Raw genomic sequence first — 12,360 nt, 5'->3', positions numbered from 1 at the left:
TGCTTCGCGCGCCGCGGCGTAGCCTGCCGGCCAATCCGCCCCGCGAGGAAGCGCGCGTGTACTTCTGGCTCAAGCTGCTGCACATCGGCGCGGTCATGGTCTGGTTCTGCGGGCTGTTCTTCCTGCCGCGGCTGTTCGTGGCCCGCCATCGCGGCGGCCGCGATGCCGACCCGGCCTACTTCAATCCGGTGGCCAACCTGCTGTTCTTCCGCATCGCCACTCCGGCCGGCCTGGTCGCCATCGCCCTGGGCATGGTGCTCATCGCCATGGTCCCGTTCGGGGCCTGGCTGGCGGCCAAGCTGCTGGTGGTGATGGCCGCGGTGCTGCTGCACCTCTACTTCGGCCTGCACCTGTACGCACTGGGCCAGGGCCAGGACCGCCACAGCGCCCGCTTCTACCGGATCGTGGGCTGGCTGCCGCTGCTGCTCCTGCTGGCGCTGGCCGCGCTGACCGGGGCCAAGCCGCACACCTTCGGCGACCTGCCCCCGCCCCCGCTCGCGGCCACCGAGGCTCATGCCGCCGGCGGCGCGTCGTCGCCGCCCTCTTCCCCGGCCGCCTTGTAGCCGTACACGCCGATGCCATGGCGGAAGGTCAGCGCCCCGCCCAGCCAGCCGACGATCACCACCATCACCATGCCGGCGCCGGACAGCAGCAGGCCCCACGGCCAGATGGCCGCGGCCGGATCCGGCAGGCGCAGGCTTACCCCGGCGGCCGCCAGGGCCAGCAGCATCACCCCCGCCAGGAAGTGGATCCAGGCCGAGACATGCCGGCGCACCACCCGGATGAGGAACATGTCGGCGATCCCGAACAGCGCGGCGAACACCCCGCCGCCCAGGCCGAGCACGCTCAGCCACCAGGCCGCCTGCGCCCAGAACGGATCGCCCAGCCACAGGTAGAGCAGGTCCGCCAGCGGCAGCAGGGTCAGCGCCGCCACCGGATACACCACCAGGATCGGATGCAGCGGGTGCTGCTTGATCGCCACCCGGCTGGCCACGGTGTGGCTGCGGTTGTCGGGGACGGGCTGTTTCAGGCTCCTGCGCATGGCGACCTCAGCGGCATGCCGGCAGCAACAGCACCGGCACCACGGTGAACAGCACCGCCACCGTCGCCAGGACGGCGCAGAGCGCGGCCGCCTGCGCCGCGAACCGCGCCCGTCGCGCCGCCGGGCCGGCCGCACCCGCCGCCCTGGCGGCGCGCAGCGCGCGCAGGCCCAGCCAGGCGATGGCCGCCAGCGCGGGCACGGTAAGCGCGAGCATGGCCCAGGATGCCCCCCGCTGGCTCCAGCCCTCGCCGCAGGCCAGCCCCTGCAGGCTGTAGAGCACGACGAAGTGCACTGCCCACACCGCCATCGGCGCGGCAATGCCGGCGAGGGTCGAGGGACTGGCGAACCTGGCCATCACGCCCACTCCGGGAACAGGTGGATCACGCCCCATGCGATCACGCCCTGGGCGGCCACGTAGGCCCACAACGCCGCGGCGATGCGCTGCTCCAGCGGCCGCTCGGCGCCGACGTAGCCGCGCTGGCCGCGCGCGGCGACGAACAGGCCAACCAGCATCGCCACCGCCACATGCACCGCGTGGAAGCCGGCCAGGGTCCAGACCACCGAGGCATAGGCATGCTCGCCCGGCGCGCCGGTTCCCGACGCCACCGCCTGCCACTGCACCCACAGGAAGCCGGCCCCGGCCAGCGCGGCCACGCCCAGCGGCAAGGCCAGGGCGCGCCCGCCCCCGCGGCGCATCAGCCGCGCGGAGGCCGCGGCAGCGATCCAGCACACGCCCAGCAGCACCAGCGCGACCCAGGCCGTGGGGTCCGCGCCCGCGTGCATCGGCGCCGGCGGCCAGGCCTCGGTGCCCAGCCACAGGTAGAAGTAGGCGAACACCAGCGACGCGAACAGCGAGCCGTCGATCAACAGCGACACCACCAGCGCCCACCAGCCCGGCGCGTTGCGGCAGGCGTACTGCACCGGAAGTCCGAGCCGCGGGCCGGCCTGCACCCTGGCCGGCGCATGGCGGTCGCCGGTGGTCCAGGCCCACGCGCAGAACTGGCCGAGCAGCACCACCAGCACCAGCACCGAGCCCAGGTAGAGCCTGGCGATGAAGCAGGCCAGCAGCGCCGCGATCGCCAGCGCGGCCAGCAGCGGCTGCCAGCTCGAGCCGGGAAGGCGGATCACCTGCTCGGGCACGCCGCCGAGGATCGAGGTCCCCATCGACTCCCGCCGTCCCGATGCCGGATCGCCCAGCAGCCCTGCGGCATCCGCGGTGCGCGCGGCCAGCCCGCGGTCCTGCCACAGCGGATAGCGGTCGGCCACCACCGGCAGCGAGGCGAAGTTGTAGGCCGGCACCGGATGCGGCAATGCCCATTCCAGGGTGCCCGCGCGCCACGGGTTGCGCCGCCCGGGGCGGCCATGGCGGAAGCACAGCGCCGCGTCGATCAGGATAGCGACCGTGCCGGCGGCCAGCACGAAGCTGGCGGCGGTGGACAGCAGGTTGAGCCAGTGCACGCCCAGCTGTTCCGGATAGCTGTAGGCACGCCGGGTCATGCCCAGCAGGCCGGTCAGGTGCATGGGCAGGAAAGCCAGGTGGAAGCCCACGAACACCATCCAGAACGCGGTGCGGCTGAGGCTTTCCGAGGGCATCCGCCCGCTGGCCAGCGGCAGCCAGTAATACAACCCGGCGAACATCGGGAACATCAGCCCGCCGATCAGCACGTAGTGCAGGTGCGCGACCACGAAATGGGTGTCGTGCACCTGCCAGTCGAACGGCACCAGGGCCACCATCACCCCGGTCAGGCCGCCGCCGACGAAGGTGATGAAGAAGCCGACCAGGTAGAGCATCGGCACCCGCAGCCAGGGCCGCCCGGCCCACAGCGTGGCCAGCCAGGCGAACACCTGGATGCCGGTGGGGATGGCCACGGCCATGCTCGCGGCGCTGAAGAAGGCCAGCGCCAGCAGCGGGATGCCCACCGCGAACATGTGGTGCACCCACAGTCCGAAACTGAGGAAGCCGGTGGTCACCAGCGCCAGCACGATCCACAGGTAGCCGGCGATGGGCCTGCGCGCGAAGGTCGCCACCACCATCGACACCACGCCGGCCGCGGGCAGGAAGATGATGTAGACCTCCGGATGCCCGAACAGCCAGAACAGGTGCTGCCACAGCAGGGGGTCGCCGCCGCGGGCCACGTCGAAGAACACGAAGCCGAAGGCGCGCTGGATCTCCAACAGGATGCTGCCCAGGATCAGCGGCGGGAAGCCGAAGGCGATCATGAAGGCGGTGACCAGCATCGCCCAGGCGAACAACGGCATGCGCCGGATATCCATGCCCGGGGCGCGGCACAGCAGGATCGCCACGATCAGCTCCACCGCCGCCGTCACCGCCGCGATCTCGGCAAAGGTCACGCCGATCAGCCAGAAGTCCACGCCGCGTCCCGGCGAATGGGTCGCGTCGGTCAGCGGCACGTACATGAACCAGCCGCCGTCCGGCGCCTCGCCGAACAGCAGGCCCGAATACAGGAACAGGCCGCCGAACAGGTAGCACCAGTAGCCGAAGGCACCCAGCCGCGGGAACGGCAGGTCGCGTGCGCCCAGCATCTTCGGCAGCAGGTACATCGCGAAGCCTTCCATGATCGGCACCGCGAACAGGAACATCATCGTGGTCCCGTGCAGGGTCACGAACTGGGCGTAGCGTTCCGGATCCAGCACCTGGTTGCCCGGCCAGGCCAGCTGCAGGCGGATGAACATGGCCAGCGCGCCGCCGGCCAGCAGGAAGGCGAAGCCGGTGGCGATGAAGCGCAGGCCCACGGTGCCGTGGTTGACCGCGGTCAGCTGGCCGCGCCAGCCCGGGGCGTTGTTCCAGATCCGCGCCAGCGCCGCCAGGCGGCGGCTGTTCTCTCCGGGCGGCAAGATGTCCATGCGCGCTTCGCTCATGGGCTGCCCTCCCCTGCCTGCGCCACGGCGTTGTCGCGCAGCCAGGCCTCGTACTCGGCCGGTGCCAGCACCTGCACCTCGAAGCCCATGAACGCATGCTCGAGCCCGCAGAACTCCGCGCACTGGCCGCGGATGGACCCGGCCTGGTCGGCCCGCAGCCGCAGCACGTTGGTGCGCCCGGGGATGGCGTCGATCTTGCCGCCCAGGCGCGGGATCCAGAAGCTGTGGATCACGTCGGCGCTTTCGATCCGGAACTCGACCACCCGCCCCAGCGGCATGGCCAGCAGGTCGGTGGATGCCGCCAGCGGCCGGCCGTCGTCGCCCAGGTAGACGAAGTCCCAGTGCCACTGCCGCCCGGTGACGGCAACGAGGTGCGAGGCATCGGCGCTGCGCCCGGTGACGCGGTCGCTGGCCAGGGTGCCGTGCACCAGCAGTCCCAGCAGCACCCCGGTCGGCAGCACCAGCCCACCGGCGACGATCATGCGCCGGGCGCCGGCCTCGGAAAGATGGCGACGGCGGCGCAGGCCGGCCAGCAGCAGCGCCGTGACCAGCATCCACACCACCAGCGCCATCCAGAACAGGCCCCACCAGATCCCGGCGATTGCCGCCGCGGCGGGGCCAGCCGGGTCCAGCGCCGACTGCGGCCCGGCGCAGCCGGCGAGCAGCGGCGGCACGATCGGAGCCGCCAGCCAGCAGCGTCTGTCCATGGCGCCGATAAGCCCGATCCTCCGCCGCGGTCCCAGGGCGGCAGTGTGTCGCTGGCGTCGTGAAGTCGCCGCGACGCCGGGGCGCGCGGCGGCAGCCGCAGCGGCGGCCGCCGCGGGTCAGGCGGTCAGGCGATCAGGCAGCGGCGGCCTCGGCCGCTTCCAGGGTGTTCTGCATCAGGGTGGCCACGGTCATCGGGCCGACGCCGCCTGGCACCGGGGTGATCCAGCTGGCGCGCTCGGCCGCGGCCTCGTAGCCGACGTCGCCGACCAGGCGGCCATCCTCCAGGCGGTTGATGCCCACGTCGATCACCACTGCGCCAGGCTTGACCCACTCGCCGGGGACGATGCCCGGGCGGCCCACCGCCACCACCAGGATGTCGGCGTTGCGCACCGACTGCTCCAGCACTTCCAGCGGGGTGAACTTGTGGCAGCTGGTCACGGTGCAGCCGGCGATCAGCAGCTCCAGGCCCATGGGCCGGCCGACGTGGTTGCTCACGCCGACGACCGTGGCATTGCGCCCGCGCACCGGGCGGTCGGTATGCGCAAGCAGGGTCATGATCCCGCGCGGGGTGCACGGGCGCAGGCCGAACTGGCGCAGGGCCAGGTGGCCGACATTGGAGGGATGGAAGCCGTCCACGTCCTTGCGCGGGTCGATCCGCTCGATCAGGCGGCTGGCGTCGGGGATGCCCGGCAGCGGCAGCTGCACCAGGATGCCGTGGATCTTCGGGTCGGCGTTGAGCCGGTCGATCAGCTCCAGCAGCTCGGCCTCGCTGGTGCCGGCCGGCAGGTCGTAGTCGAAGGCCTCGATCCCGACCTTCTCCGCGGCCCGGCGCTTGTTGCGCACGTACACGGCCGAGGCCGGGTCGTCGCCGACCAGGACCACGGCCAGGCCCGGCCGCGGCAGGCCGCGTGCGACGCGCGCGTCGACCCGCGTCTTCAGTTCTTCGAGCAGGTCTTCGGAAACGCGGCGGCCATCGAGGATGCGTGCGGTCATCGGGATGCTTGCGGGACGGTGCGGCGGAGCGGCACATTCTCCCCGATTCCGGACGCGCGAGGTAGGAGCATGGTCGACAAGGTGGAACTGGAGGCGGCCGCGTTCCGCCGGCTGCTGCGGCACCTCAACCAGGAACGCACCGACGTCCAGAACATCGACCTGATGATCCTGGCCGGCTTCTGCCGCAACTGCCTGGCCGACTGGTACCGCGAGGCCGCGGCCGAGGCCGGGCTGGAAATGGACAGGGAACAGGCCCGCGAGGCCATCTACGGCATGCCCTTCGCCGAGTGGAAGGCCCGCCACCAGCGCGAGGCCACGCCGGAGCAGCTGGCCGCGTTCGAGGCCGCGCGCAAGCGCCACGGCTGAGGCGCCGGCTCAGCCGGCCGGCGTCTCCCCTGCCCCGTCCCCGCCTGCCTCGTCCAGGCGGCGCGACACCCGCTTCGGGGGAGTGAACGGGGTGGGCGTGGCCGGCGGGGTATGGCCGATGATCAGCGGCCGCCCGGCGCGCACGTCGCCGGCAGCCAGCTCCAGGGCGAAGCGCTCGGCGTCCAGGCGCCGCATCTCCCTGGCGATGCGCGCCGCCAGCTGCGGCTCGGTGCCCAGCGCCTCCAGCGCGGCCTGGCCGAAGCGCACCGCCGACTCGAAGGTCTCGCGGACCTGGAAGTGCACGTCCAGCGCCGCCAGCTCCAGCGCGTGCTCGCGGTCGTACGCGCGCACCAGCACCCGGGCCTGCGGGAACTCCTCGCGGCACAGCCGGGCGATGCGGGTGGCGGCCCGGCGGGCGTCCACGCACACCGCGATCACCCGCGCGCTGGCCGCGCCGGAGGCGCGCATCACGTCGGCGCGGGTGCCGTCGCCGTAGTAGACCTTGAAGCCGAACTCGGCGGCGCTGCGGATCATCCCGATGTCGGTATCGATGATGGTCACGTCCACGTCGCGCGCCAGCAGCGCCTGGCTCATGACCTGGCCGAAGCGGCCGAAACCGACGATCAGTACGCTGCCGGCCTGCCCGTCCGCTTCCTCGATGCCGTCCATCGACGGCGCACTGCCGTCGCCGGCCAGGCGCCGCACGGCCAGCACCGCCAGCGGGGTCAGCGCCATCGACAGCACCACGATCGCGGTCAGGTTGGCGTTGGCGGTGCCGTCGATCACCCGCGCCGCCTGCGCCGCCGAGAACAGCACGAAGGCGAACTCGCCGCCCTGGGCCATCAGCACCGCGCGGTCGAGTGCATCGCGGTGGCAGGTGCGGGTCAGCCGCGCCACCACGTAGATGCAGGCGGCCTTGGCCACCATCATCGCCACCAGCCCGGACAGGATCAGCGGCCAGTTGGCCGCCACCACCGCCAGGTCCAGGGCCATGCCCACGCCGAGGAAGAACAGGCCCAGCAGCAGGCCGCGGAACGGCTCGATGTCCGCCTCCAGCTGGTGGCGGAAGGTCGAGCCGGACAGCAGCACGCCGGCCAGGAACGCGCCCATCGCCGCCGACAGCCCGCCGACCTCCATCAGCAGCGCCGCGCCCAGCACCACCAGCAGCGCCGCGGCGGTCATCACCTCGCGCGCCTGCACCCGCGCCAGCAGCCGGAACAGCGGATTGAGCAGCCACAGGCCGGCCGCCACCAGCCCGGCCAGGGCGCCGACGCCGACCAGCACCGCCATCCAGCGGCTGCCCTCGCCCGCCGCGGCCGGCAGCGGCGACATGAACGCCACCAGCGCCAGCAGCGGCACGATCAGCAGGTCCTCGAACAGCAGGATGGAGACGATCTTCTGCCCGCGCGGCAGGGCGATGTCGCCGCGCTCGCCCAGCAGCTGCATCACCACCGCGGTCGAGGTCAGGACGAAGCCGGCCGCACCGATGAAGGCCGCCGGCATGCGCAGGCCGCACAGCCACGCCACCCCGGTCAGGACCACGGTGCACAGGCCGATCTGCAACGTGCCCAGGCCGAAGATCTGCCGGCGCAGGCTCCACAGGTGGGCCGGGCGCATTTCCAGGCCGATCAGGAACAGGAACATCACCACGCCCAGTTCGGCCACGTGCAGGATCGCCTGCGGGTCGGAGAACCAGCCCAGCCCGAACGGGCCGATCAGCAGGCCGGCGCTCAGGTAGCCCAGCACCGAGCCCAGGCCCAGGCGCCGGAACAGCGGCACCATGACCACCGCCGCCCCGAGCAGGGCGACGACCTTGACCAGCTGTTCCCCGCCGGCAGCTTCGACCGCCATGGATGTCCTCCTCCGCGGGCCACGGCCCGCATGGGTGCCGACCCGCGCCGTCCGACGCTTCAGGTCGTGGCGCAAAACGCCGCGTAATCGATGTAGCCCGGGAACGGCCGCCCTTCGGCGCACACCGGGCAGTCCGGGTCCGGCGGCAACTTCAGTTCGCGGAAGCGCATGGCCAGCGCATCGAACTGCAGCAGGCGCCCGGCCAGCGGCTCGCCGATGCCCAGCAGCAGCTTGATCGCCTCGTTGGCCTGGAGCAGGCCGACGATGCCCGGCAGCACGCCCAGCACCCCGGCCTCGGCGCAGTTGGGCGCGAACTCCGGCGGCGGCGGCTCCGGGAACAGGCAGCGGTAGCACGGCTTCGCGCCGCGGTGGCGGCCAGCATCGAACACGCTCGCCTGGCCTTCGAAGCGTTGCACCGCCCCGTACACCAGCGGCTTGCCCAGCTTCACGCAGGCGTCGTTGAGCAGGTAGCGCAGCGGGAAGTTGTCCGAACCGTCGACCACCACGTCGATGCCGTCCAGCAGTGCCTCGACGTTGTCCGACGTGACCCGCGCCTGCACCGGCTCGATCCGGATCGAGGGATTGAGCGCCTGCAGCCGCTGCCGCGCCGATTCGACCTTGGGCGTGCCGAGCGAGGCCTCGGTATGCAGGATCTGCCGCTGCAGGTTGCTGCGGTCGACGATGTCGTCGTCCACCAGGCGCAGGTGGCCCACGCCCGCCGCGGCCAGGTAGAACGCCGCCGGCGAACCCAGCCCGCCGGCGCCGACCACCAGCACGCGGGCCGCGGCCAGGCGCCGCTGGCCTTCGATCCCGACCTCGGCCAGGCGCAGGTGGCGCGAATAACGCTCCAGGAAATCAGCCTCGGCCGGCTCCAGCTGCGGCCGCACCAGGGGCAGCCCTTCGCCGGCCCAGGCATTGGTGCCGCCATCGACCGAGTAAACGCGGGCGAAGCCGGCGCCGCGCAGGGCCTCGGCCGCGGCGCGGGAGCGTTTGCCGACCTGGCAGATCAGCAGTACCTCGGCCTGCGGGTCCGGCAGGTGGCGGGCCGGATCGGCCTCCAGCTCGGCGCGGCGCACGCCGAGCGCGCCCTCGGCCTGGCCGGAGACGCGTTCGTGCGGCTCGCGGATGTCGATCAGCAGCACGCCCTGCCGCTGGCGTTCGCGGGCCTGCCGCGGCGTCACCGTTACGCTGTCCATGCGCCGGATTATCGACGCCAATGGCCCGGCGGCGGAAGCGCGCATTGGGCCGCGGCCGCGCAACGCTGCGTCGCCGTGCCCGGCTACAGCGGCAGCACTTCGACCAGGTCGCCGGCGGCGTACGCGCGCGCGCCCTCCTCCAGCACGATCAGCGCGTCGCTGGCCGCGGCGGCGCGCAGCCGGTGCGAGCCGTCGGCGGGCTCGGGGTGCACGTACAGGGTGGCGTCGTCCTCCTGGAACAGGCGCCCGCGCAGGAACTCGAAGCGCTCGTGGCGCTTGTGCCAGGGCGCGGCCAGGCGCGCGCGCCAGCGCGGGCGCGGCTCGCGGCCCTGCAGCGCATCGACCAGTGCCCGCCCGAACACATGGAAGGTTGCCAGCACCGACACCGGATTGCCCGGCAGGCCGAGCACCAGCGCCCGCCCGGCCTCGCCGAACAGCAGCGGCATGCCCGGGCGCATGCGCACCTTCCAGAAATGGATCCGGCCGCGGGACTGCAGCCAGCGCGGCAGGTGGTCCTTCTCCCCCGCCGACACCGCGCCGCAGGTCAGCACCAGGTCGAAGTTCTCCACAGCGTCGTCCAGCACCGCGGCGATCAGCACCGGATCGTCGGGCAATGTCGGCCAGGCCACCGGCTCCAGGCCGGCGGCGCGCAGCTGCGCCATCAGCTGCTCGCGGTTGCTGTTGTAGACCTGGCCCGGGCGCAGCGGCAGGCCCGGCTCGGCCAGCTCGTCGCCGCTGGCGAACACGGCGACGGTGGGCCGCACGACCACCTCCAGGCGGTCGATGCCCAGGGCCGCGGCAAGCCCGATCCGCGCCGGGGTCAGCACCTGCCCGGCGCGCAGCACCACCTCGCCGGCCACCACGTCCTCGCCCTGCCTGCGCACGTGGGCGCCGGCGCGGATGGCGGCCGGCACCTGCACGCGGCCGTCCTGCTCGACCACATCCTCGCGGATGACGATGGTGTCGGCGCCGGCCGGCAGCGGCGCGCCGGTGGTGATGCGCACGCACTGGCGGGGGCCCACGCACAGGCCAAGGTCCGGACCGGCGAACTGCTCGCCGGCCAGCTCCAGCGTGACCGGCGCATCGGCGGACAGGTCGGCATGGCGCACGGCGAAGCCGTCCATCGCGCTGTTGTCGAACGCCGGCAGCGCGATCGGCGCAACCACGTCGGCGCCGAGCACGCGGCCGTCGGCGCGGCGGGTCGGCACCTGCTCGCTGGCGCGGCCGCGGCCGGCGGCCGCCTCGTGCAGCAGGTCCAGCGCCTGGCGGACGGTGATGCGGCTGGGAAAGTCGGTCATCGCGGCTCCCGTGCGGTGGTGGGCGGCGCCTCAGCGCGGCGGCAGCACGATGCGCACCGCGGCCAGGTCTGCGGGGGTGTTGAGGTTGCCGAAGCGTACGCCGGCAAAGGCCACCCGGGCCATGCGCAGCCGCTGCTGCAGGCGGCGCGGCGCCAGCTCGCCGGCGGCCAGCGCGGCCGGCAAAGCCGCGCGCAGCGCCTCGACGCGGTACAGCGCCACCAGCGGCTGCAGGCCGTCGGCATCCTCGGCCACGGCGCCGTCGGCATCGCGGCAGGAGACCAGGGTGCGCACCAGGCAGTCGTTGGTGTCGAACAGGTCCACCGGCAAGGTCAGCAGCCAGGGCGTGCGGCAGGCCGCGGCCAGGGCCTCGATCCCGGCCAGCGGACCGCTGTCCGGTGGCAGGCGGTCGGGCACGGCCTGGAGGCCTGCATCGGCGTAGCGCGCCAGCTCGCGGTTGGCGCTTACCAGCACCGCGCCGACCTCGCCCGGGAACCGGCGCGCCAGCCGCAGCACCTGCGGCTGGCCATCACGCTCGATCCAGGCCTTGTCGACGCCGCCGAGCCGGCTGCCGCGACCACCGGCCAGCAGGCCCAGGGTGATCTCCGCGGCGGCCGGGATCGCGCTCACTTGCCGCGCTTGACGTGGCGCATCAGCCGGCGCTTGCGCGCGACCTGGCGCTCGGTCAGTTCGTTCTTCTTGCCTTCGTACGGGTTGGCGCCCTCGCGGAACAGCATCCGCACCGGGGTGCCCACCAGCTTGAAGCGCTTGCGGAAGAAGTTCTCCAGGTAGCGCTTGTACGAATCCGGCAGCACCTTCAGGCGGGTGCCGTGGATCACGAAGGTCGGCGGGTTCTCGCCGCCCGGGTGCACGTAGCGCAGCTTGGAGACGTGGCCGCGGATGCTTGGCGGCGGGTTGGTCTCCGCCGCGATCTCCAGCGCCTTGTTGACCTCGCTGGTGCTGAAGGTGCGGGTGGCGGAGGCGTGCGCGCGGTGGATGGCGCGGAACAGCTCGCGCAGGCCCGAGCCGTGCAGCGCGGAGATGCGCACCACCTCGGCCCAGGGCACGAAGCCGAGCTTGCGCTCCAGCATCGCCTCGGCCTGCTCGCGCTGGTAGGTGCTCAGGCCGTCCCACTTGTTCACCGCGACCACCAGGGCACGGCCGGCGTCGAGCACGGCGCCCAGCACGGTGGCGTCCTGGTCGGTCACGCCCTCGGTGACGTCGAGCATCAGCACCGCCACCTGGCAGTGCTCGATCGACTGCATGGTCTTGACCACGCTGAACTTCTCGACCGCCTCCTCGATGCGGCCGCGGCGGCGGATGCCGGCGGTGTCGATCAGGCGGTACAGGCGGCCGTCGCGCTCCAGGTCCACCGCGATCGAGTCGCGGGTGGTGCCGGGGACCTCGGAGGCGATCATCCGCTCCTCGCCCAGCAGGCGGTTCACCAGGGTCGACTTGCCCACGTTGGGACGGCCGACGAAGGCGATGCGCAGGCGGTTGGGATCGTTGTCCAGCGCCTCGGCGCTGCCCTCTTCCGGCAGCCGCTCCAGGACCTCGGCATGCAGGTCGTCCAGGCCCTGGCGGTGGGCGGCGGAGACGGCCAGCATGTCGGCGAAGCCGTAGCGCGCGAACTCGGCGCGCACCGCCTCCTCGAAGGTGCCGTCGATCTTGTTGATCACCAGCAGGGTCGGCCGCGCCAGCTTGCGCAGCCAGGCCAGGATCTCGTCGTCCAGGGCCGAGGCGCCGTCGCGGCCGTCGACCACGAACAGGATCAGGTCGGCCTCGGCGGCGGCGGCGCGCGCCTGGCGCGCGGTGGCGCCGGCCAGGCCTTCCTCCTCGCCGGCGATGCCGCCGGTGTCCACCAGCAGGAACGGCCGCTCCGGATCCAGCCGGCACACGCCGTAGTGGCGGTCGCGGGTGACGCCGGGCTGGTCGTGGACCAGGGCGTCGCGACTGCGCGTCAGCGCATTGAAGAGTGTGGACTTGCCGACATTCGGCCGTCCGACCAGGGCAACCAGCGGTAGCATCG

The 12,360-nt window shown here is 72.9% G+C and carries 12 protein-coding genes; 2 read left to right on the top strand and 10 right to left on the bottom strand.

Going from position 1 to position 12,360, the window contains the following annotated elements; all coding sequences use genetic code 11:
• Positions 1–56: 56 nt before the first annotated feature.
• Complete coding sequence (locus tag PSEJ31_RS0106390; protein WP_028914973.1) at positions 57–563, top strand: CopD family protein; 507 nt, start codon at positions 57–59, stop codon at positions 561–563.
• On the opposite strand, the gene PSEJ31_RS0106385 is transcribed toward PSEJ31_RS0106390, so the two are convergent.
• From PSEJ31_RS0106385 to folD, 5 genes are all read right to left on the bottom strand, one after another.
• Positions 512–1,042 (bottom strand): DUF2231 domain-containing protein, encoded by a 531-nt coding sequence (locus PSEJ31_RS0106385; protein ID WP_019399201.1) that lies wholly within the window; start codon positions 1,040–1,042, stop codon positions 512–514. The genes PSEJ31_RS0106390 and PSEJ31_RS0106385 overlap by 52 nt on opposite strands.
• Positions 1,043–1,049: 7 nt before the next feature.
• Positions 1,050–1,397, bottom strand: coding sequence for a hypothetical protein (locus PSEJ31_RS0106380; protein ID WP_147208999.1), 348 nt, complete (start codon positions 1,395–1,397; stop codon positions 1,050–1,052).
• Positions 1,397–3,922 (bottom strand): cytochrome c oxidase subunit I, encoded by a 2,526-nt coding sequence (gene ctaD / locus PSEJ31_RS0106375; protein ID WP_028914971.1) that lies wholly within the window; start codon positions 3,920–3,922, stop codon positions 1,397–1,399. The genes PSEJ31_RS0106380 and ctaD overlap by 1 nt, the downstream gene beginning before the upstream one ends.
• Entirely contained in the window at positions 3,919–4,629 is a 711-nt protein-coding gene (locus tag PSEJ31_RS0106370; protein ID WP_028914970.1) for a cytochrome c oxidase subunit II, read from the bottom strand. Before PSEJ31_RS0106370 ends, ctaD begins: the two co-directional genes overlap by 4 nt.
• A 133-nt stretch (positions 4,630–4,762) precedes the next feature.
• Positions 4,763–5,623, bottom strand: a complete 861-nt coding sequence (gene folD / locus PSEJ31_RS0106365; protein WP_028914969.1) for a bifunctional methylenetetrahydrofolate dehydrogenase/methenyltetrahydrofolate cyclohydrolase FolD — start codon at positions 5,621–5,623, stop codon at positions 4,763–4,765.
• 69 nt (positions 5,624–5,692) lie between these two features.
• Between folD and PSEJ31_RS0106360 the strand changes: the two genes are divergently transcribed.
• Positions 5,693–5,989: a DUF1244 domain-containing protein gene (locus PSEJ31_RS0106360; protein WP_028914968.1), complete on the top strand. Its 297-nt coding sequence runs from the start codon at positions 5,693–5,695 to the stop codon at positions 5,987–5,989.
• A gap of 9 nt (positions 5,990–5,998) precedes the next feature.
• On the opposite strand, the gene PSEJ31_RS0106355 is transcribed toward PSEJ31_RS0106360, so the two are convergent.
• From PSEJ31_RS0106355 to der, 5 genes are all read right to left on the bottom strand, one after another.
• Positions 5,999–7,840, bottom strand: coding sequence for a monovalent cation:proton antiporter-2 (CPA2) family protein (locus PSEJ31_RS0106355; RefSeq protein ID WP_028914967.1), 1,842 nt, complete (start codon positions 7,838–7,840; stop codon positions 5,999–6,001).
• A 59-nt stretch (positions 7,841–7,899) separates the two neighbouring features.
• On the bottom strand, positions 7,900–9,036 hold the full coding sequence (gene moeB, locus PSEJ31_RS0106350; protein ID WP_019399386.1) for a molybdopterin-synthase adenylyltransferase MoeB: 1,137 nt from the start codon (positions 9,034–9,036) through the stop codon (positions 7,900–7,902).
• An 83-nt stretch (positions 9,037–9,119) separates the two neighbouring features.
• Positions 9,120–10,334, bottom strand: a complete 1,215-nt coding sequence (gene glp, locus PSEJ31_RS0106345) for a gephyrin-like molybdotransferase Glp (protein WP_019399387.1) — start codon at positions 10,332–10,334, stop codon at positions 9,120–9,122.
• A 30-nt stretch (positions 10,335–10,364) separates the two neighbouring features.
• On the bottom strand, positions 10,365–10,961 hold the full coding sequence (locus PSEJ31_RS0106340; RefSeq protein WP_019399388.1) for an NTP transferase domain-containing protein: 597 nt from the start codon (positions 10,959–10,961) through the stop codon (positions 10,365–10,367).
• A complete protein-coding gene (gene der, locus PSEJ31_RS0106335) occupies positions 10,958–12,358 on the bottom strand; it encodes a ribosome biogenesis GTPase Der (RefSeq protein WP_028914966.1) in 1,401 nt (466 codons plus the stop codon). Before der ends, PSEJ31_RS0106340 begins: the two co-directional genes overlap by 4 nt.
• Between the last annotated feature and the right edge of the window lie 2 nt (positions 12,359–12,360).

It is taken from the genome of Pseudoxanthomonas sp. J31 (assembly GCF_000510725.1).
Classification (GTDB): Bacteria; Pseudomonadota; Gammaproteobacteria; order Xanthomonadales; family Xanthomonadaceae; genus Pseudoxanthomonas.
The sequence above is the reverse complement of the archived record's forward strand: the minus strand, read 5'-3'. Positions and strand labels throughout refer to the sequence as shown.